This window comes from Myroides sp. C4067 (assembly GCF_038039665.1).
Taxonomy (GTDB): domain Bacteria; phylum Bacteroidota; class Bacteroidia; order Flavobacteriales; family Flavobacteriaceae; genus Flavobacterium; species Flavobacterium odoratimimum.
Window position 1 is genome coordinate 1 of the sequence record NZ_JBBPHJ010000022.1, and the last position, 20,838, is coordinate 20,838.

Below are 20,838 nucleotides of genomic sequence, written 5' to 3' on the forward strand. Positions count from 1 at the left end.
ATGGTAGCTATAGCTCAGCTGGTTAGAGCGTCGGATTGTGGTTCCGAAGGTCGTGGGTTCGAAACCCATTAGTTACCCTAAAAAAAAGGCATTCAATTTATTGAATGCCTTTTTTAGTTTTTAAATACTCAAGATTGTTTCTTTATTTAATTCAATAAAATTACCTTTTGTATTCACTTCTATTTTTACTTTATCTGTCTTAAATGCATTGCGTTGTACTTCTTTAAGTTCCTCTTTAGACATAGCGCTTATCTCTCTATCATTTACTGATAATATTTTATCATCTATTTTTAGGTTATTCTTTCTAATAGCTGGACTGTCCCAAACAAAAGAAATAACTAGTTCATTATTCTTTAGTTTAGTTTTAATCCCTATATGCTCATAAGTTAGAGAAAAGCTTTTATTGTAAGGTTTAAAGTAAAAGTGATTCTTATATAAGATGGTGCGATAATACTGAAGCCATTTAGCCCCTAAGTTACTAGTATCATCTACATCTACAGCAGTTAGAAATACAGGAATTTCATAATTACCAACTTTCATCTCTAAAGGAGCAATGTATGTTTTACCTATACTTGGACCAAAAGCACTATAACTAATCACCCCCTCACCAGTAAGTGCTTTAGAAAATACTTTTTTATCATTCAGGGTGTTAAATACATCTTCGCTTAGGTAAAAGAAATCATTATAACCTGTATCAAAGAAAATATTCTTTTCTTTTAGACCATTAAAATAAGTCATTTTTAGGGTAGGTGTACCTGAGTCTTCTTTTTTTACTTTAATTCTATTAAATAAATTTATATCTTTTTTATTTAAAGTATTAGAGAGTGTTATTCTATTGTTTTCAAGATCAAAGTCCCAACAACTTTTACTTATCATATTGCCACCTATCAGACCATCTACACCTAATGATTTAAATGCATCCATATCACTTTGAACTGCAGTAAAGTTTTTATATTCTAATTTTCCGATTTTAATGCTTGGAATACTTACATACTTAACTTTAGATACATTGTTAGAAGCATCATGTAATTCATCTTCATATATAAACTTAAAATCTCCTTTTACATTAAAAGTAATTGATGTCGGGGCACCAGTATCTACAATGAACTTATAGGTTTTGCCTTCAATAATTACATCCACATAGATATGATCATCTTTTAGTGTGTAATTTAAAGTTTCATAATAAGTACTAGGGGTTATAATTCCTTTTTTAAAAATTCCTTTTTGTGCAAATAAGTTAAAAGAGAACAATAAGACTAATACAGTTGTTATGTTTGTTTTGTTGTTAAAAAACATATTTTATTATGTGTTGAGAGTTAATTTTATTTGATTACAAATATAAAGTTATTAAATAAAATAAATATATCTGTTTAGTATACTTTTTACTAATAGAAAAGAATACTAAGTAATATGTATAATCACTATCTCTCATGCTACTCTTTTAGTATTTTTGTTCTAGAACACATATATTTATAAATCTCGATATGAAAGCATTATTAGTAGTAGACTTACAATATGATTTTTTGCCAGGGGGTAGCTTAGCTGTAGAAGATGGTGATAAGATTATCCCTGTTATTAATACAATCCAAAAGCAATTTGATTTAATCATAGCAACTCAAGATTGGCATCCTAATAACCATAAGAGTTTTGCTAGTCAACATCCTGGTCATAATCTATTTGATCTAATAAATCTCAATGGAATCCCACAAGTACTATGGCCAGAGCACTGTATACAAGGAACTAGAGGAGCGGAGTTTACCACTGAATGGGACACAACTAAAGTAGCCGCTATTTTTAGAAAAGGAATGAATGTAGAAGTTGACTCCTATAGTGGTTTTTACGACAATGATCACCAGCATAGCACGGGACTATTAGGTTTTTTAAAAGACAAAGAAGTAAAAGAACTATATGTATGTGGCTTAGCGGCAGAATTCTGTGTTTATTTTAGTGCAAAAGATGCCCAAGAAGCTGGAATCAAGACGTTCTTTTTGGATTTTGCTACTAAACCTATTACAGCAGAAGGTTTAGTGAACGCAAAAAAAGAAATGGAAACCTTAGGTATTACTATCCTAAAAAATCAAGAAGAGTTAGATTAAACAATGAAAAAATACAGTAGATTCAACTTTTTTAAACACACCTATTGCGAATGGCAAGAAATACCTATGTCATTTATCGAAGGGAGAAAACCTGATTACAAAAGCAAGACGGGGAGTATGTATTATTATGATGAGAAAGGGGTGGCGAGGTATGCAAACCACTGGGGTAGAGCAGCTAACTGTAGATGGAAGATCACATCTGATGAGTATAAGAATAGTGTATATACATTAGCCTATGCTACCTGGGATAGCTTCTTTCCTAACAATGAACAAGAACCTTTGTATGCTATAATTCTAGATTTAGAAAAAAAATATGTGACTTTTAAGCATAAAGGTTGTCTTAATGATACAAACCATGTGTTGAGAAGTGCTTCTGAGACTGCAAAGAGGATTACGAAGATCAAAGAGATACTAGAAACAGATGGATGGTATAAGTATCTAGACTTTATTAATATTGAAGAAGCTAGAACATTCTTGATAAATGGTTTAGTGAATTCAAATATTGAATTCCTTAAACTAAAACAAGAATTATTGAAAAAACAGTAATAAATACGTTTAAATTTATTAATTTAGCTTTTATTAAAACAAATACTAATTAGTCTAGTAAAAGGATTACAAATTAAACAGTAAAAATTATGAAAAAGATTACTTTATTGGTAGCATTATTAGTAGCTGGAATTACAACTGCTAATGCTCAAATCAACGTAGAAACTCCAAAATTATCAGAAAAAGTAGGTACTACACCTATTAAAAAAGGAAACTGGATGGTAGGAGCTTCTGTAGGATCAACAGGCTATAGCTTTGAAGACAAAAGTTTTAATCTTAATATTAATCCAAGTGCAGGATATTTTATTTCTGATGGATTTGCAGTTGGTTTAGAAGTTGGAGCTGGTGTAACAACACATAAGAAACCAGTAAAAGATGACTGGAATTATAAAGTTATGCCATTTGCGCGTTACTACTTCCCAGAAGGAGCAAGCGCTACAGGTAGATTCTTTGGACAAGGAGCAATTGGTATATCAGGTACAGAAAATGCAACAAGTAAAACATCTTTTGCTTTTGATATAAAAGGAGGTTATTCTCACTTCGTATCTCGTAATGTCGCTTTAGAGGCTACTGTAGGATACAACTATAGTAAATCTAATGTTGCTGATTCAAAAGCACAAAATGGTATTGGTTTAGCAGTAGGATTCCAAATTTTCTTAGGAAAAAACTAATCATTTAAGGTGATTAAAATGAATAAAGAAAGCCTGAGCATTGCTCTGGCTTTTTTGTATATACTATTTCCATCGTTTATGAGACCACAGCCATAAAGTAGGGTTTTTCTGAATACTTCTCTCTAATTCTTTAGTAAAATGAGTTGAAATAAAACCTTGTTCTGTCTGTGTAGCTTCTTTGCAAATAGTACTTATAGATAATTGCCATTTCTTATTGCCAAAAGGTGTTATTTCTCCATATAATACATAGGCATTGAGCTTTCTAGCTATTTGTTCTGCACCTGTATAGATATTAGTCTGTTGGTTTAGGAATGAGAGTTTTATTCCCTTGTTTTTACCAGGAAACTGATCCGCAATAAATACAGTCATAGTATTAGTATCTTTCTCTTTAAGTAATATGCGTAGAGCATGTTGTGAAGGAATAAGACGGATACCATATTTTTGTCTACGATTTTTGATTCTATTATTCCAAAATTTGTTCTTTAAAGGCTTATATAGCGCTTGTACTTGTATGTTAGTAGAGAGTGGGAGTTGCTTTATTAATTCCCAATTTCCATAATGACCAAGTATTAATATTATATTTTTATTTTCTTTTTTAATCTCTTCTAAATTGTCTTTTGTTCCTTGTGTTAGATATAGTAATTGTCTCTTAAAAAATAGCGTTTCAACTAGTACACGACTAAGGTTTCTATAAAATTGTTTATGATAGTGTGCCACCTCTTGATAAGAAGCATTTGGGAAAGCCCTTGTTATATTTTGAAGGGATACGCTGACTCTGTAATGAAACACCTTGCTTAAGAAAAACCCAATAGAATTATAAATATATTACATAACTGTTTTTTAGAAGAGCAAATATAATTGCTCTCTTTTATGCCATTAAAAGTCTTTGACCATTGGTGATACTGATGTGATTAATGGTTATTTTTCCATCGTACTTCTTTAAGTATAAAAGTAGTAAAGGTTAATTCTGATCGCTATATAAAGAAATTAAAATCCAAAGACCATCATATAAGTATACTATTTTATTGTTGTTGCCTAATGTAATTCACTTCGTAAAGTATCTATTGAAACACTTGGTTTATCAGGAAAAATCAAAGGATTCCAATTAGAACATATTTCTTTTACTGATTACATGGCAAAACTACGATCGAAAAGAACAAGTTTTTAGAATAGCTTCCACTTCTTTCCAAAAACTTCTCTTTATTTCCAAAAAGTTCCACTTTTTTCCTATAATTAATTTTTAATTAACTGATTTTCAACAACAAAAGATATTGGTGCTATGCGTTTCTTCGGAACCTCGTCGGAATAATTCAGTGTTTCTTCGGAAGGAAGGCCAGTTTTCCGAAGAACTCCAAAAGACTCTCTAATCAACGCCCGAAGAAAACCCTGTTTAATGTTTAGTTTTAGTAGTGCTAATCAGTTTCTTTTGTACAAATATTAAAAGATAAAACAAGTCTCTCTGTTTTGACAGCCTTTTAGGTTTAGTATGAAATAAAAAAGTATTATCGGACACTAATGATATTTTTTATACTAACTCTAAATACAATACTACATTTTTTTTAACCAAAATATAATGTTAATTTCGGTATCCTTTATTAAAAGTCCTTACTACACATTATTAGAATATTAATTAAAAATCAGATTAAAAATGAAAAAAATTAGTGTAATCATCATGATGATAGCATTATCTATTTCTTCTTGTAGTAGTGATAATGGAAGTGTAGAAGCAGGTCCTGGAGAAACAGATCCTATAGAAGAAGTCCCTAGTTCTAAAAACTCTTATGGTTCTTTCTCTGTAAATATGAGAATAGATAATAAGAACGTAACTTATAAATATTGGAATTACCTACCTCGTCATAGAGAAGGCAAGAGTTATAATGATACTTTTATAACAATGACTGATACTGACTTTTTTCCATCAAAAGATGATGCTAAGTATGGCGATTTTCCAGGAGGTCTTTTGACGATTAATATTAATAAACCTGAGCCAGGACTATATACAGTAGTAAGGCCTAGAACTTTTGTTTTAGCCAATGGTAAGTTTCCTATTGGTCATGATAGATTAGCTACCGTAGCAATTAGAATAGGAGCTAATAAGAAAAACTATCAAGATGCTAAATATGAGTACATCGGTGATGATTATCTTGTAGACGCTGTAGAAGTAACTCAAGATGAAAAAGGAGTGTTACACTATACAATTAAAAAAGCTATTCCTGTTTCATTTATAGGAGGTGAGCACGGTGAAGGAAATATCGCTGCTCCAAAAGTAGTGACTATCACAGTTGATAATGGGCATTATAAAAAATAAATAGTTTAGTTATACAAAAGGATATTAGATAATATCCTTTTGTATTTTATATAAATATTTCTTAGCAAATCAGATAATTTGATATATTCGTTTCTAAACACCTTTAACTAGAAATATGAAACGAAAACTAATTGCGTTCTCTCTTTTTTTACTTACCCAAAGTATCTTCAGTCAGAATGAACAGCGTATGTTAGAGCAAGCGAATGTTTGTTTTGATGAATTTAAGCATGCAGCAGAACAGCACAAATCTCTATGGAATATTGATTTATATGGACCCATACTATTAATAGATTCTGAGACAAGAACTATTTATGCTAATGAGGAGGATAAAGAAAATAAATTAAAACCTGAAGGAGGAGTATATATTGGTACCTTACCTAAAAATATTAATATAGCTAATACAGCTATTGAATGGGAAGGCAAGCGATGGGCTATGATTATGTTACCCCTATCTGATAATGTACAAAATAGAATTAACCTATTGGGGCATGAGTCTTTTCATCGTGTTCAACCAACATTAGGTTTTAAATTAAATAACACAGATAACAACCATTTAGATCAAAAAGAGGGGAGAGTATATCTCCGCTTAGAATTAGAGGCTTTAAAACAAGCTATTCAAGCTCATTCTCTAAAAGAAAGAAACAAACACCTTACAGCAGCTCTATCTTTTAGAAAATATAGGCAGAGTCTTTACAATGAATCGTCTACAACAGAAAATAATTTAGAATTAAACGAGGGAATTGCAGAGTTTACAGGATTAATAGTTAGTAATCGTACAAAAAAAGAAACAGTAGACTATGTCTCAAAAGGGATAGATGATTTCTTTAAAAATTCTACCTATATAAGGTCATTCGCCTATCACACTATTCCTGTCTATGGCTATCTGCTTTCACAACAGGATAAAGAGTGGAATAAGAAGATTAATACAACTACTAATCTTACTGATTACTTTATCAAGGTTTGGAATATCCAAATTCCCAGCAATCTAGAAGGCATTGTTAATCAATTAAAAAGTAAATATAATGGAGCTTTCATTATAGAACAAGAAGTAGAAAGAGAGAATAAGGTTAAAAAGATAATAGCGGCGTATAAAGCTCAATTCGTAGAAAATCCTCATTTTGAAATCAAATTTGAAAAGATGAATATTTCTTTTAATCCCTCTAATCTTGTAGCATTAGAAGATAAGGGAACAGTGTATCCAACTATGAGAATAAGTGATAAATGGGGTATTCTTACTGTAGAAAAAGGAGCTCTGATGAGTCCTAATTGGGATCGACTATCTATAACTAACCCTACTAAGGTAGAAGAGAATAAAGTATTCGGAGATGGATGGATATTGGAATTAACTGAACACTATAAGGTAGAACAGAATAAAGATGATTTAAATTATAGATTAGTAAAAAAATAATACATAAAAAGCTCCTTTATAGGAGCTTTTAGTAAACCATATTATATAACTAGAGTGAATTTAAAAAGGCTAGTAAGTCCTCTCTATCTTTCTTATTTAACTGTTTAAATTTATCTTTAGAAGATTGAGCTTCACCACCATGCCAAAGTATTGCTTCTGTAAGGTTTTGAGCTCTGCCATCGTGTAGAAATTGGGTGTGGCCATTTACTAAATACTGAAAACCAATTCCCCATAAAGGTCTTGTTTTCCATTCTTGACCATTAGCTAAGAAGTCTGGACGTCCATCTGCTAGGCCTTCTCCCATATCGTGTAAAAGCATATCTGTGTAGGGATAAAAAGTTTGATTAGCTAATGCTTTAACAGGGCTATTACCAGTCTTTTGTTTTGGTTTATGGCATTTTGCACAGTCAATAGTTTCGAAAATTTGAGCTCCTTTTCGAACTTCTGGATTATCGTGAAAGCGAGAGGCAGGAACGGCTAAGGTTTGAGTATAAAAAGTAACTGCATCAGCCACATCATTAGATATCTCTAGACCGCTATTTAGGCCATCACTACCATTGCTTTGCCCGAAACCTGTTTCTTGTGGGAATATATAATTAGTTATTCCCATATCATTATTAAAAGCCGCTGTACATTGTTCTAGCAATGAAGCTGTATTCGCTTTCCATCCAAAGCGCCCAAGTTTTCGTTGTTTAGTTACTGCATCGAATACATAATTAGCTTTTCCAAATATCCCATCTTTATTACTATCATTGATATCTACATCCGCTAAAATATCTTGCTCAGGTATCGCTTCTAATAATCCCAATCCAAAAACAGGAGAACCAATACGAGGTGAGATCAATATATTACTAGGTACAGGAATGTAGGAATCTTTTAAGCTATAATGTGGTTTGCGCAGTATTACTTTGGTTCCATCAGCTAATACTTCAGTAATATCAGAATAAGTAACATTAAACTTAGCTTCTGGTTTTACGCCAAAGACTGCTTGATTTTGCACTTGCAAACCAAAACCAGGGACAGGGACAGGACCTCCATTCTCTGCTATGCCAGGCAAACTTATACGAAAAAAGAAACCACTTCGTTCATTTAAATCAGATGGAAAGGGAGCTCTTCCATCCTTAGGATGACAAGAGATACACGATGAGTTATTAAATATAGGACCTAAGCCTCCATTGATAGGATTAGGAGGAGTGACATATACAAATTCGAAAATCTGATCTCCTTTAAGATGTAGTGCTAGATCTGGAGCAGATAAGTTAGGAGCAGGAGTACCATACGCATTACTTGTATTGATAAAAACGGTAGTTTCTCCACCTGCTAATCTTCTTTCATTTAATAGAGGAAGTTCTTCATAGTCTGAGGAATCATTACTAGAGCAGGAGGTGAATAGTACTATGAGCAAAAGTGGGAGAGAAGAATATTTCATAACTAGATATTTTAATGAGGTAAGAGCCTATTTATATATAAAATAGACTCTTACCTTACGTTTTTTTGATATAATCTATAATGAATTTATAAAGGGTTTAAGTTTAGACTTTAATAACTTAGTAAGTTCATTAACACTGTTCTGAGCTTTGATTACCTGAGGTCTATTTTTATAAATAGCTTGTGTGAAGGTACCAGGTATAGCCTCTATATCTTTAATAGCTGTTGTAATTGCAGCTTTCACTTCATTATCTAAAGCTTTATTTTTTTCTGCTACTAGAGTTGATAATCCTTTTACTTGTTTATTATACTTTCCTAAGTAAACATTTTCAATTCCTTTAATATTATCAATAAAATCTTGTTTAGAATTATTACTGAAGCGAGATTCTTCTTTTTCAGGGAAAGGAGAACTTCCTTCAGGGTTTAAGGGGTCTTCTATTTTACCAGTTGCTACTTCATCTGATATAGTGATTAGTCCTTCTACTATTTCTTCTAATGCTGCTATTCTTGACGGGTATTTTTTAGATCCCATTCCTGCAGTATTAAAGACTGCGGCATAGTTTCCACCATCTGATTTCCATTCATTATATAGAAACTTAGTATTGTTCTGTAAATCTTCAGAGGCAGCTTTAAGATATTCTTTTTGTCTAGCTGTAATTTGTTCAGCTTTTTTAGCACCATCTTCTCCCCATAATAAAAACTCTATTAGGTGAAAACCTCTTGCTTCATTATTAGAACTAATCAAAGATGGAGTTATTTTTTGATTACTTTTTAGAATATTATTCATCGCTTCTACATCTACAGGCCAAGTATCCATAGCAGGATCAATACCATTAGTTTCAACAGGTCCATAAAGAAAACCTTCAGATAATTCCCATGGTATACGAGTGTCTACCCATGCTTTTTTTGCAAGTTCTAAGTTTTGTTGAGTTGATGTTGTGTTAAAGGTACTAATTGCTTTATCTAACGCTATAGCTTTATTATTTAATTCTTTATAAGTCTCGATAATTATATTACCCGTAAGGTCAGTAATGACAGCTGTATGTAGTTTGTCTTTACTATCATCTATAGTGGGACTATCATCATTGTTACTACAGTTAGTCATCATAAAAGACATCGTGATAAGTCCTAATGTTAAAATTTTGTTTTTCATTTTCATTGTGTTATTTGTGTTAATTAAATTAAAAAGTAAATCCTATTCCAGCAGTAAAGGTGTTTTCTCGCTGTTTTTCACCTGTGTTTAATGAAGTAATAGGGTCAAAGTGATCAGAACCTAATCTTCTAGAAGAGTAATGCGCTTTTAGAACTACCTGAGGATGTACAAACCAGTTGATACCTCCAGTTATAACACTTCTTTCCCATCTAGGTTTACGTACTACTGCACCTTCTGTTTTATACATTGTATCGTAGTACTCATAGCGCATAAAAGGATATAATTGTTGCTTTGTTTTGAAGTTTAGGAAGTGTAAAACTTCATATCCAATATCACCAGAGAAACCAATCATTGACTTCCCGACAGGGGTTCTTTTAACACCTAGATTATTAGATAGATTAGCATTTTTTCTACTTACAATATTTGAGTTTTCAATATTTCCATATAAGAATACAGAACTAAACTTTAGGTAGTTTTCATCATAACTTACATGCCCTTCAAAAATGGTCACATAAGCAGAAACATCCATATCTTTTTTAGGTCTATTAGCTGCGGCATCATTGACATAAGCAGCAACTCCAGCAAAGGTATTTTTGTTTTTTCCAAATTTATAGTCTAGACGAGCTGTATAAGCTAAACTATTACCCACAGCCATTTCAAAACGAGTTTGATGTCCTCTTTTTACCCAGTTACGAGAACTAAATCCTGTAGCGTCTAGTCCATTTGTAACTGATACTTCATAACGAAGACGATCCTTGAGAAAAGTACCATAGAACTGAATACCATTTTCATACCAACCTAATGGCAGTATTTCGTTTTCCATTTCTTGGCGATGTGTCGTAAAGTAATTAGTGGGTCTGTCTAGATTCTGAGCTAAGTTGAAGTGAAGTTTCATTCGACCTACACGAACATTAAAATAGGGGCGAACTTTAAAGTCTATAAATATTTGTTCTAACTTAACTTCTCCACCTGACTCAATTTCTTTTTCATATTCTCCAAATTCTTCTTGAGTATCTAGTTCAATAGTAGAACCTGTACCACCATGTTCAAATTCAATTTCTGTCTTTAAGCTAATCCAATCATTAAAATGATAACCTAAATACAGATTTAATCTTTCAGCATCAAATTTGTTTTTAATTTGAGGATCAGTATCATATTTACCGTAGTTATAATAGTTAATAGCACCATAGCCACTAAGTGTAAAATTATCCCAACTAAACAACCTTTTTTTATCTTCTTTTAATTCTTTAATAATCTCTTTTTTTAATTCATCCTTTAAGATTTGCCTCTGGATAGAATCATTTTCTTGAGCGTAGGTAAGGGAGCTAGTAAATAGCAGGCAAGCAAGTAGTTTTGTCTTCATTTTATATCTTATAAAGTGAATATTCGTGTTTATTTTTCTTCAAATATATACTTATTTAGATTTATTAAATATTATATATTAATATTTGTTAACGTAATTTTAAAAGTTTTTAGTAATAATTATCTATTTTATCCTATTAATGGTATTAATCAATTATTAAAGTAATAATGTGTTAAATAATTAACCACACTATTTTGAATTATTCTTTTTACTTCTAAAAAAGAAAGGTACTTATGGAAGAGAATTGAATAAAAAAAGCCTCATAGTGAATAAACACTATGAGGCTTTTTCCTAATTAAGTTATTTAAGAAGGATTACTTTATCTTCTCTATAAATTGATTGACCATCTCTTCATCTGTAGCCCATGAAGTGATTAGTCTAATAGCAGCATATTCTTGATCTATTGCTTTCCATACATAGAAATCATAATCTTTATTCAACTCTTCTATCAGTGCTAAAGGAAGAATAGGGAATAACTGATTCGTAGTAGAATCTCCTAAGAAATGATATCCTTTTGCTTTAAATTCTTCTGTTAGTTTGGTAGCCATTCTATTAGCGTGGCTGGCTAAGTCAAAATATAGATTATCTGTAAATAAAGTTTCAAATTGTAATCCTAATAATCTTCCCTTAGCTAGTAAGGCACCTTTCTGTTTTAAATTATAATCAAAGTAAGTGGCTAATTCAGTATTATTAAACACAATAGCCTCACCTAATAACCCGCCATTTTTAGTTGCTCCTATATAGAATACATCAGTTAGATCAGCGATATCTTTTAAGGTAAGGTCGTTATTATCAGCTGTCAATGCGTGTCCTAATCTAGCTCCATCTATAAAAAGGTATAACCCTAATTGTTTACAAATAGAAGAGATGGCAGTTAGTTCTTCCTTAGTATAGATAGTCCCTAGCTCTGTAGAATTAGAAATATACACCATCTTAGGCTCTACTACATGAGGTCTTAATCCATATTCACCTACTGTAAGTTCTATATCTTGAGCCGTTAGTTTACCATTAGCAGTGGCTACTGGGATTACTTTATGTCCTGTAGCTTCTATGGCTCCTGTCTCATTCGCAAAGATATGCCCTGTCTGAGGTGCAATGACTGCTTGATGTGTACGTAGGATAGAAGAAATAACTAATAAGTTCGCTTGAGTTCCTCCAGATACGAAGTAGATCTGCGCTTGAGGATTCTCTATTTTAGCTTGAATTAATTCTTTTGCTCTTAGAGTATAGTCATCATCACCGTATCCAGCTTGTTGGATTAGATTAGTCTCTATTATTCTATTTAGTATATTAGGGTGCATGCCTTCTGCATAATCATTTTTAAAACTGTACATAATCACTTAGTATTAATTGATACACAAAAATACAGTAGAAATAAATAAAAAAATAGAATGTTCTAAACCTACTAGAATACACTTAACCTCTGTGTCGATTTTTAAACACAGCAGGAGTCACACCATATTTTAATTTAAAGATGCGTATAAAATGACTCTCATCAGAGAAGCCACATTGATAAGCTACTTCAGCTTGACTAATAGGGTGGTATAACAATAAATCGATTGCTTTCTTTAGTTTTTGCTCTCTTAAGTATTCTCCAAAACTCATTTTAAAATAAACAGGAAACTTCCTCGATAAATAAACAGGATGCAATTGTAATTCGGTAGCAAGGTAATTTAAGCTTAATACTTCCCATCGCTCTTCATTGACTAGTTCTATCAATTTATTAACCCATAGCGGTTTATGAATATATAGGTCCTGAGCTTGAAGACGTGTAATCTGACCAAAAGTCTGTAATAATAAGCCATCTATAGCAAGATTAGTAGCCTGATCAGCTAATTGAGATTCTATATGTATTTTATGAAATAGCGTTTGAAGACTAGGATCCTTTAAGAGTAAGTCTCCTTCTATAAGGCTAGGAGACAAATCGTATTTTAAAAACCAAGCTGAAGGTAATTCTACATGTAAGAAATCAAACTCTTTCTGGATATCTTTATTGTAATGAGGTTCTTGACTATGGTGGTATAATAAGGTGTTGGGCTGTAACTCTAAAGTTCCCTTTTTAGTTACCTCATTTAAGTAGCCATTTATATTGTATAAGAAATAAGCATGTTTGTGATAATGCCATGGAATATGATCAGTAGGAGAGGCATTTGCCTTGCTTAGAATAACATCTTTCACAACGAGTTGTTGTTTCTTTTCTCCAAAGTGTTCTCCTTCTTTTAAATAGTCCATATTTATCTACTTAAGATCTTAAACAAAGATAATAATACTTCTTAAACCTAGTTTATATCATAGGCATATAAACGAAAAGTAATTAAGTATCACTAATCATGACATTCCATCATCAAAAGATTCCCATTTAGATAATCGATTGTCACTAGTCCATCTTCAGCTACTGTATTGCTACTTCCTGTGCGCTCACCTAGTACGAGAGATTCGTTTTGAAGAGGGTAGAGGAGATTCGTTGTTGTAATATTACTTACTTCACCTACTGGGATAAGAGAAATAATTGTATCCTTTTCGTACCACTTTTTGAAGTGATTAGGTAGAGGGTATATACGTGAGTAGTCATCATACATCGTTATCTTCAGTCTATCTTTATATTTACAGATATTCGTAATATTTGTGATAGTATGATCAGCTCGTTTACCAGTAGCCCAGATTACATTGGCAGCTGGTATACCACGTTTTATAAGGTAGTCAAATGCCTTTTCTAAGTCAGTTGAGTTCTGATCAGCGATATGTACGATCTCTATAGGATACTGTTTTTCTCTATACGCATCTGCATCAAAGTCTCTATCAAAATCACCAAGTAACACATCCACTTTCACACCTAAATTAATTACTCTCTCGATAGCTGAGTCTAGTACAACAACTAGGGGAGACCATTCAAGTAATTGTCCCATAAGTTCTTGGCTGCAGGCAGCACCATTAGCAATGATTAAAGCAGGCTCTTGGTCATCTCTGACAATGTGATGTGAAGACATATTAGTGAGTTTTAATAAGGCAAATTAAGGTATAATGTAGGATATAGACTCAATTTATTTTAAATTTTTCAAGAAAAGATTGTAGATTTATTTTAACGAATTGTATTCAAAGGCATTCTAATTAAAATAAGTTCATTACTGAATACATAAAAGAGTATCGTTTTATCAAAGTAATAGGATAGGATAAAAATCAAAACTAGATCACAATTCTTTTGATTAACCTAGAGATAATTTTAAAGTTTAAAACCTTCTTTTCTCTTCTTCTATACCTGTATTTCTTATATCATCATCTACTTCTTTTCCCTTTGAGAAATTATAAGAAACGGATACGGAGAATGACCTTGAATTAAATTTATTATAATTGTAATTATATATACCGTTAAAATCATATTCAGTACTAGATCTAAGAGAATTAAATACATCATTAACTCCTGCATGTAAATTGAATGAACGAGATATAGGATAAGATATATTTAGATTTAAAGAATTAATATTCTTATTTTTAGTGTATAGCATTCTGTAAGCCGATGTATAAGAGTAATAAGCGTTTAATTCTATATCTAAAGGTAAATAAAAAGTATTGTTTATACTAAAATCAGCATATAGTGAACTAAACTTTTGAGTTGGTAGCTTGAGCTCTAAGTAAGCACCTGTCAATTTTGTATTGGTTTCCCACCAATCACTGATTTTATAAGGGAAAGAAACAAAGGCATATAGGTCATTTCTATACCCTATATTAGTAGGGCTAGTAATTAAGATTCCATTGGTATTTCGAGGAATTGTCAAAATATTATTTTCTAAATAACGATATCTTAAATCTAATCGTAAATTATTCTTTAAACTATATCCTGTTTGTAAACTGTATATATCTATGGGTTTTAAGTTCTCATTCCCCATATAGGCACTTAAGGGACTACTTTTAATATAAGTGGGATTAAATAGTGAGTAACTCGGTCTTGATACTCGTTGTGAAGCTGAAATATAAAGTTTATTATCCCATACTTTAGTAGAGTAGGAGATATTAGGCAATAGCCTTAAGTTATTATTATTTCCTTCTACAGAGCCATTTGTATAATCATTATAGTTATATTCAGCTCTTAGACCTAAAGATAGTTTAGATTTCTCTTTTATAGGCATAGAGAAAATAGAATAGACAGATAGAATGTACTCCTTTAGAAAAAAATCATTTGAAAAATCTGTATTGGTTATCCATTGTTCATTTTTTAAATCTAAAAAGTGAAAGCCATCCTTATTATCTACTAAAGAAGCTCTGGCTCCTAATGAAAATTCTTTATTATCTTGATACTTCTTTTTCCTTGAAATATTAAAAGCATATATGTCATTATTGGATTTAGAGTTTTGTTGATTTTCTTCTTTTATCAGATTATAATCATTTTGAAAAGAATTCAATTGATAAAAAGGGTTAGTATAATATTTTTTAGCAATATCAATACTTGTATTGAATTTAGAACCTAAACTATCTAAAACATTAGTAAATGATAATGAGAAAGAATGCATCTTATTTATTTGATTAAAATAGGCTTTGGACAGGACTAGAGAGTCAGACTCTATAAGATGTCCAGTAATTTGAGAAGATACTTCACGTTGGTGGTCATGGTCTTGGTCATCTTCAAAGAGATAGAGAAAACTTATACTGCTATTATCGTTGAAGTCATAGTCAGCCCCCAATGTAACATAGTCACTTTTTCTATTTAATTTACTATTTTCTGTATTTGTATAATAAAGTTGACTATTACTTCTTATCTGAGATTCATGTCCTTTTGAACTTGTTTTGTGTCTTGAGTGATAGTAATTTCCAAATACCCTAAGTTGTTCTCTTTTATAGAATAAACTTGCATCAGTAGAATAGCCACCTTTGTCATTATATAGAAGACCTTGTCTTATATTGCCGCTCCAGCCCTCTTTTTGGATAGTCGTAATCTTGATGAGGCTTGTTTTATTGCTTTGAACGCTTCCATCTACTCGATCTATAACTTCGATATTCTCTATTGTTTTAGGATTTATTGTTTCTAAAAAAGTGGAGATTCTACTTTTATCTATTTGAATATCTTTTCCATTTAATTGTATCAGAATATTATCATCTCCCAATACTTTAAGACCATTATTCGTTGATATAGTAGGAGCGTAATTTAAAATTGATATCAAATCAGGCTGATTTTGTAATCGTGTGCCTGACACATTAAGAATAACTCCTGTATCAGTTTGTTTAACAGGTTTTCTTTGACTTGTAATAATAAGTTCATCTAACTCTAGTATTTTTTCAGAAAGGGAAATAATACCTAACGAAATATCACTAGCTACATGGATAGATACTTTATAGTCATTGTAATGAATAGGGACTAGCTCTAGGCTATATAGTCCCTCTTGAATATTTTCAATTGCAAAGTTGCCACTTTCATCAGAAAGTACACTTCTGATTATTGTATCTTGTTTCTTTAGCTTAATAGCACAATTGAAGACAACTTCATTATTATTATCTTTTAATTGCCCTGTAATGCGATATTGTGCCTTACAAGTAAATGCAAAAAACAGAAAAAAGATAAATAAGTTATACTTCATACAAAAATATTTAATGATCAATTGTAATAGGCTAATTGTTATCTATAATACATTATATAATAGCAGATTTTTATATAAAATACTAAGTTTAAATTTAGGTAGTCTATTTTATTAATTTAACAAAAATAACATATATAATATTAAATATCAATAACTTAAACTTCTATAAATCCTCTTTCTAAAAGACAATATTTGATAATGGTAAGAAAAGATAGAAATAGACATTATTTAAATAAAATCTAGCCATGAAATATGTTCTTTCTGTTATTGTCTATATAAGATTAGTTGTATCAAGATTATTATTTATAAATCTTTTATTTCTTTTTACTCTTTGTCTTCTATCCAATGAATTTATTTTAAAAAAATTTCATTTGAAATAGAATAACTTTATATTTGACCCAATTACTAAAAGAACAAACAATGACAAATTTATCACAAGAACAATGGTGGGAAAAAGCGCAAGCTGATTCTAATGCTATTATACTAGACGTACGTACAGAAGAAGAAGTAGAAGAGAAGGCTATCCCAGGTTCTATCAATATAGATATCTATAAAGGACAAGGTTTTTTAGATGAAATAGCTAATCTAGACAAAACTAAAGCTTACTATATCTATTGTAAATCAGGTGGAAGAAGTAGCCAAGCATGTCATGTAATGGAGTCTTTAGGTTTCGAAGAGACACATAACCTTTTAGGAGGTATTACAGAATGGGAAGGTCCTATTAAATAAAGTATATTAAAGCCAATTCTTTAGAGTTGGCTTTTTTTGCATCTATACGGTTATTTTACCTTATCTCTAATCTATTTATAGATGAATATACTTGCACTATGCTAGGGGTATTTTTGCACATTCCTTCGCGAAAGAGGTGCTCTGGGCAAGGAAACTGCAAGAAAACCGCAAGCAATCCCCTAGAATCAGCAAGCGAGACGCTATATCTATGATGTACAGTATGCCTATAAAAAGATACGCTAACCTAAATTTTAAGGATATCATAAGTATTATGCGATATCATTATTAGAATAGCTTTGTATATTTGTATTCACATAGCGTACATACTGTACGAGCTATGATATATTCAAATCTTATTATGAAAAAAATCTTTTTTATCGTTAATCCAATTTCTGGAAAAGGAAAGCACAATATTACTGCAGATTATATTAAAACATTCTTTGATGAAAAAGCATTTGATATACATGTACTATATTCTACTTATAAAAGACATGCTATTGAATTAACACAGCAGGCACTATCAGCAGGTGCAGATGTTATCGTAGCTTGTGGAGGGGATGGAACCATTCATGAAGTAGCTACACAAGTAGTGGGTAAGGATGTTATATTTGGAGTAGTACCTGTAGGCTCAGGTAATGGATTAGCTTCTAATCTATCTATTCCTAAAGATATAGAGCAGGCGATAATACGTGTACGCGATGGAAAAGTAATGAATATGGATGTCGGTAGTATTAATGGAGAATATTTCTTTAGTAATATGGGATTCGGTATAGATGCTACTATTATAGATAACTATGAGAAATCAGGTAAGCGCAAATTAGGTGCTTATATCAAAGCGGCATTAAACTCTGCTCAACAGTATAAAGCGAAGCGAATGCTGGTTACGTATAAAGGGCAAACCAAAGAAGTAAATCCGCTACTATTATTTATCTCTAACTCTAATGAGATGGGATATAATATGTCTCTAACTCCGAAAGCAAGTCTGACAGATGGACTATTAGATTATCTAATGGTGCCAAAAATCAATTTATTAAAACAATTGACTTTTGGACTCTATGTGATCTTAAAGAAAACAGAGAAATTCAGAAAGACAGATTATGTTCAGTCTGATCATATTACAGTAGAGATCATAGGGCAAGAAAGAAATGGTTTTCAGATGGATGGAGAATATTATGAGTACGATACTAATCAGTTTGAGATCCGAGTTATTAAAGGAGGACTAAGAGTATTGTGCTAGTAGTGATTATTATTGATAAAATTAAGAAACTTTAAAGTTCTCTTTTTAGACTAAATTATATAAAAAGTGTAACTTTGTAAGATATATAAAAACAACAAATAAGATAATATATTATGAATTCATTTGACGTAGTTGTAATTGGTTCAGGACCTGGAGGATATGTAGCAGCAATTCGTTGTGCTCAATTAGGATTTAAAACTGCTATAGTAGAGAAATACTCTAACTTAGGAGGAACTTGTCTTAATGTAGGGTGTATTCCTTCTAAGGCATTGTTAGCATCATCTCATCACATGGAAGAGATTGCTCATTTTGCTGATCACGGAATAGAAATCACTGGAGAAGTAAAGTTCGATTTATCAAAAATGATCGAAAGAAAACAAGCAGTAGTTGATCAAACATCTTCAGGTGTTAAATATCTAATGGACAAGAACAAGATTACTGTTTTTGAAGGAGTTGGATCATTTGAGAACGCAACTACTATCAATGTAACTAAAGCAGACGGAAGTGTAGAAACATTCGAAGCTAAACATAGTATTATTGCTACAGGATCTAAACCATCTACTTTACCATTTATTACTTTAGATAAAGAAAGAGTAATTACTTCAACAGAAGCTTTAAAACTTCCTGAAGTACCTAAACACTTAATCGTAATCGGTGGTGGTGTAATCGGTCTTGAGTTAGGTCAAGTATACATGAGATTAGGATCTAAAGTATCTGTAGTAGAGTATGCTGATAGAGTATTACCTACAATGGATAGTGCTGTATCTAAAGAATTAACTAAAGTGCTTAAAAAAGCAGGTATGAAGTTCTATACTTCTCACAAAGTACAAGGAGTAGTGCGTGAAGGAGATGTAGTAACAGTAACTGCAGAAGATAAAAAAGGAGAATTAGTAACTCTAGAAGGAGATTACACTTTAGTAGCTGTAGGTCGTCGTCCATATACTGATGGATTAAACGCTGACAAAGCTGGAGTTAAATTAACAGAAAGAGGACAAGTAGAGGTAAATGATCATTTACAAACTTCTGCTTCTAATATCTACGCTATCGGTGACGTAGTACGTGGTGCTATGTTAGCTCATAAAGCTGAAGAAGAAGGAGTAATGGTAGCTGAGTTCTTAGCAGGCCAAAGACCTCATATAGATTATAACTTAATCCCTGGTGTAGTTTACACTTGGCCAGAAGTTGCAGCTGTTGGAAAAACAGAAGAGCAATTAAAAGCTGAAGGAATTGAGTACAAAGCTGGTAGCTTCCCATTCAAAGCTTTAGGACGTGCAAGAGCAAGTGCTGAAACAGATGGATTAGTTAAAATATTAGCTGATAAAAATACTGACGAAGTATTAGGAATACACATGGTAGGAGCTCGTGCTGCAGACTTAATCGCTGAAGCAGTAGTAGCTATGGAGTACAGAGCATCTGCAGAGGATATCTCTAGAATGTCTCACGCTCACCCAACTTTTGCAGAAGCTATTAAAGAAGCTGCGTTAGCTGCAACTGATAACAGAGCATTACACGTATAAGCTGATTATACTGAAATACATAGAAAAGCCTAGATATATTCTAGGCTTTTTTTATTTATAATTACCAGCTTAAGACCATAGAATAATATTTGTTTCTATTGTTAATTTAATTATGTTTGCATTAACTATACGTTAACAATTAAACATGAAAAAATACTTAATTCTTTGTTTTGCTGCATTAGCTTTATCTTGTAGTAAAAGTGATGATAATACTCCTAAAGGAGATCCTATATTTGATGCCCCTTATAGTGGCTTAAAAAGTCTAGACGAATTGCCTGTAGGTACTTTAAAATATGCAGGTAATAAGATAGGAAGTCAACCAGTAGGATTAATAGGAAAAGATAATAAAACCTGTAAACAATCTGATTATCTGCTTCTAGACATGAAAAGAGAAGTATTGACGTATCACTTATTCGAAAAGAAAGTAGGAAATATTTGCGCTTTATTTTGGGATTTCCCAGAAGAGATTATTCTTAGTGAGTTAAAAGAAACAGGAAAATTACCCGTTCAGATTTATACCAAAATAAAAAGGGCTCCTACTAAAGAAGAATTAGAAATAAATCCAGATAAAACTTATTATATTGAAACAAAACTAAAATATAATGGTGAATTAGAAGTTGGTTTTCAAGCAGGATATTTAAGAATAGAAGATAAGCTATCTAATGTTTCTGAAGGGAGTCTAAATAAAGGAAAAAGCTATTTGTATTTCCATATTAAATAATAGTATAAGGGGGATTAAGTTCGTTTAATACCCCTTTATTATTATCTATAATACTAACATTATATTAGCTTTTAGATTTATTTTTTATTAGTAG

General features: G+C 31.6%; 18 protein-coding genes and 1 tRNA gene. 10 read left to right on the forward strand and 9 right to left on the reverse strand.

Translation table 11 applies throughout. From position 1 onward, the window contains the following. Nucleotides 1-3 precede the first annotated feature (3 nt). Nucleotides 4-77, forward strand: a tRNA-His gene (locus AABL87_RS13795). Between the two features lie 43 nt (nt 78-120). On the opposite strand, the gene AABL87_RS13800 is transcribed toward AABL87_RS13795, so the two are convergent. Next, complete coding sequence (locus AABL87_RS13800) at nt 121-1,296, reverse strand: aspartyl protease family protein (RefSeq protein WP_286430398.1); 1,176 nt, start codon at nt 1,294-1,296, stop codon at nt 121-123. A gap of 188 nt (nt 1,297-1,484) precedes the next feature. Between AABL87_RS13800 and pncA the strand changes: the two genes are divergently transcribed. The 3 genes from pncA to AABL87_RS13815 all read left to right on the forward strand — a co-directional run bounded on the left by pncA (nt 1,485) and on the right by AABL87_RS13815 (nt 3,313). Then, entirely contained in the window at nt 1,485-2,096 is a 612-nt protein-coding gene (gene pncA, locus AABL87_RS13805) for a bifunctional nicotinamidase/pyrazinamidase (protein ID WP_286430397.1), read from the forward strand. 3 nt (nt 2,097-2,099) lie between these two features. Beyond that, nucleotides 2,100-2,642, forward strand: coding sequence for a hypothetical protein (locus AABL87_RS13810; RefSeq protein ID WP_341277502.1), 543 nt, complete (start codon nt 2,100-2,102; stop codon nt 2,640-2,642). An 89-nt stretch (nt 2,643-2,731) separates the two neighbouring features. Next, nucleotides 2,732-3,313 carry an outer membrane beta-barrel protein gene (locus AABL87_RS13815; protein ID WP_006261216.1) on the forward strand — a complete coding sequence of 194 codons (582 nt, stop codon included), beginning with the start codon at nt 2,732-2,734 and terminating at the stop codon, nt 3,311-3,313. A 63-nt stretch (nt 3,314-3,376) separates the two neighbouring features. On the opposite strand, the gene AABL87_RS13820 is transcribed toward AABL87_RS13815, so the two are convergent. Next, nucleotides 3,377-4,135, reverse strand: a complete 759-nt coding sequence (locus AABL87_RS13820; protein WP_341277516.1) for a lysophospholipid acyltransferase family protein — start codon at nt 4,133-4,135, stop codon at nt 3,377-3,379. An 826-nt stretch (nt 4,136-4,961) separates the two neighbouring features. On the opposite strand from AABL87_RS13820, the gene AABL87_RS13825 reads away from it, so the two are divergent. Then, nucleotides 4,962-5,621, forward strand: coding sequence for a hypothetical protein (locus AABL87_RS13825; RefSeq protein ID WP_016649396.1), 660 nt, complete (start codon nt 4,962-4,964; stop codon nt 5,619-5,621). Between the two features lie 115 nt (nt 5,622-5,736). Next, nucleotides 5,737-7,029: a hypothetical protein gene (locus AABL87_RS13830; RefSeq protein ID WP_016649395.1), complete on the forward strand. Its 1,293-nt coding sequence runs from the start codon at nt 5,737-5,739 to the stop codon at nt 7,027-7,029. A gap of 49 nt (nt 7,030-7,078) precedes the next feature. Here the strand turns inward: AABL87_RS13830 and AABL87_RS13835 are convergent, their stop codons facing one another. The 7 genes from AABL87_RS13835 to AABL87_RS13865 all read right to left on the reverse strand — a co-directional run bounded on the left by AABL87_RS13835 (nt 7,079) and on the right by AABL87_RS13865 (nt 16,540). Beyond that, complete coding sequence (locus AABL87_RS13835) at nt 7,079-8,458, reverse strand: di-heme oxidoreductase family protein (protein ID WP_341277503.1); 1,380 nt, start codon at nt 8,456-8,458, stop codon at nt 7,079-7,081. A 75-nt stretch (nt 8,459-8,533) separates the two neighbouring features. Continuing rightward, complete coding sequence (locus tag AABL87_RS13840; RefSeq protein WP_341277504.1) at nt 8,534-9,616, reverse strand: imelysin family protein; 1,083 nt, start codon at nt 9,614-9,616, stop codon at nt 8,534-8,536. A gap of 22 nt (nt 9,617-9,638) precedes the next feature. Then, nucleotides 9,639-10,973 (reverse strand): hypothetical protein, encoded by a 1,335-nt coding sequence (locus AABL87_RS13845; RefSeq protein WP_006261222.1) that lies wholly within the window; start codon nt 10,971-10,973, stop codon nt 9,639-9,641. Between the two features lie 314 nt (nt 10,974-11,287). Further along, nucleotides 11,288-12,307, reverse strand: a complete 1,020-nt coding sequence (locus tag AABL87_RS13850; RefSeq protein ID WP_341277505.1) for a threonine aldolase family protein — start codon at nt 12,305-12,307, stop codon at nt 11,288-11,290. 82 nt (nt 12,308-12,389) lie between these two features. Continuing rightward, nucleotides 12,390-13,205 carry a helix-turn-helix domain-containing protein gene (locus tag AABL87_RS13855; RefSeq protein WP_341277506.1) on the reverse strand — a complete coding sequence of 272 codons (816 nt, stop codon included), beginning with the start codon at nt 13,203-13,205 and terminating at the stop codon, nt 12,390-12,392. Nucleotides 13,206-13,297: 92 nt separating this feature from the next. After that, nucleotides 13,298-13,960 carry a thiamine diphosphokinase gene (locus AABL87_RS13860; RefSeq protein WP_073144204.1) on the reverse strand — a complete coding sequence of 221 codons (663 nt, stop codon included), beginning with the start codon at nt 13,958-13,960 and terminating at the stop codon, nt 13,298-13,300. 240 nt (nt 13,961-14,200) lie between these two features. Further along, complete coding sequence (locus tag AABL87_RS13865) at nt 14,201-16,540, reverse strand: outer membrane beta-barrel family protein (RefSeq protein ID WP_071307384.1); 2,340 nt, start codon at nt 16,538-16,540, stop codon at nt 14,201-14,203. A gap of 420 nt (nt 16,541-16,960) precedes the next feature. On the opposite strand from AABL87_RS13865, the gene AABL87_RS13870 reads away from it, so the two are divergent. The 4 genes from AABL87_RS13870 to AABL87_RS13885 all read left to right on the forward strand — a co-directional run bounded on the left by AABL87_RS13870 (nt 16,961) and on the right by AABL87_RS13885 (nt 20,744). After that, complete coding sequence (locus tag AABL87_RS13870; protein ID WP_006261228.1) at nt 16,961-17,269, forward strand: rhodanese-like domain-containing protein; 309 nt, start codon at nt 16,961-16,963, stop codon at nt 17,267-17,269. A gap of 358 nt (nt 17,270-17,627) precedes the next feature. Then, nucleotides 17,628-18,506 (forward strand): diacylglycerol/lipid kinase family protein, encoded by an 879-nt coding sequence (locus AABL87_RS13875; protein ID WP_006261229.1) that lies wholly within the window; start codon nt 17,628-17,630, stop codon nt 18,504-18,506. 113 nt (nt 18,507-18,619) lie between these two features. Beyond that, on the forward strand, nt 18,620-20,023 hold the full coding sequence (gene lpdA / locus AABL87_RS13880; protein ID WP_006258839.1) for a dihydrolipoyl dehydrogenase: 1,404 nt from the start codon (nt 18,620-18,622) through the stop codon (nt 20,021-20,023). A gap of 145 nt (nt 20,024-20,168) precedes the next feature. Then, nucleotides 20,169-20,744: a hypothetical protein gene (locus tag AABL87_RS13885; protein ID WP_006258838.1), complete on the forward strand. Its 576-nt coding sequence runs from the start codon at nt 20,169-20,171 to the stop codon at nt 20,742-20,744. Nucleotides 20,745-20,838 lie beyond the last annotated feature (94 nt).

Bases quoted from the DNA above. Each gene is read 5' to 3' on its own strand.
- AABL87_RS13875 (WP_006261229.1), top strand. From the start codon at position 17,628: ATGAAAAAAATCTTTTTTATCGTTAATCCAATTTCTGGAAAAGGAAAG.
- AABL87_RS13870 (WP_006261228.1), top strand. From the start codon at position 16,961: ATGACAAATTTATCACAAGAACAATGGTGGGAAAAAGCGCAAGCTGAT.
- AABL87_RS13815 (WP_006261216.1), top strand. From the start codon at position 2,732: ATGAAAAAGATTACTTTATTGGTAGCATTATTAGTAGCTGGAATTACA.
- AABL87_RS13800 (WP_286430398.1), bottom strand. From the start codon at position 1,296: ATGTTTTTTAACAACAAAACAAACATAACAACTGTATTAGTCTTATTG.
- AABL87_RS13825 (WP_016649396.1), top strand. From the start codon at position 4,962: ATGAAAAAAATTAGTGTAATCATCATGATGATAGCATTATCTATTTCT.
- AABL87_RS13830 (WP_016649395.1), top strand. From the start codon at position 5,737: ATGAAACGAAAACTAATTGCGTTCTCTCTTTTTTTACTTACCCAAAGT.
- AABL87_RS13860 (WP_073144204.1), bottom strand. From the start codon at position 13,960: ATGTCTTCACATCACATTGTCAGAGATGACCAAGAGCCTGCTTTAATC.
- AABL87_RS13865 (WP_071307384.1), bottom strand. From the start codon at position 16,540: ATGAAGTATAACTTATTTATCTTTTTTCTGTTTTTTGCATTTACTTGT.
- AABL87_RS13850 (WP_341277505.1), bottom strand. From the start codon at position 12,307: ATGTACAGTTTTAAAAATGATTATGCAGAAGGCATGCACCCTAATATA.
- AABL87_RS13845 (WP_006261222.1), bottom strand. From the start codon at position 10,973: ATGAAGACAAAACTACTTGCTTGCCTGCTATTTACTAGCTCCCTTACC.
- AABL87_RS13855 (WP_341277506.1), bottom strand. From the start codon at position 13,205: ATGGACTATTTAAAAGAAGGAGAACACTTTGGAGAAAAGAAACAACAA.
- AABL87_RS13835 (WP_341277503.1), bottom strand. From the start codon at position 8,458: ATGAAATATTCTTCTCTCCCACTTTTGCTCATAGTACTATTCACCTCC.
- pncA (WP_286430397.1), top strand. From the start codon at position 1,485: ATGAAAGCATTATTAGTAGTAGACTTACAATATGATTTTTTGCCAGGG.
- AABL87_RS13810 (WP_341277502.1), top strand. From the start codon at position 2,100: ATGAAAAAATACAGTAGATTCAACTTTTTTAAACACACCTATTGCGAA.
- AABL87_RS13840 (WP_341277504.1), bottom strand. From the start codon at position 9,616: ATGAAAATGAAAAACAAAATTTTAACATTAGGACTTATCACGATGTCT.
- lpdA (WP_006258839.1), top strand. From the start codon at position 18,620: ATGAATTCATTTGACGTAGTTGTAATTGGTTCAGGACCTGGAGGATAT.
- AABL87_RS13885 (WP_006258838.1), top strand. From the start codon at position 20,169: ATGAAAAAATACTTAATTCTTTGTTTTGCTGCATTAGCTTTATCTTGT.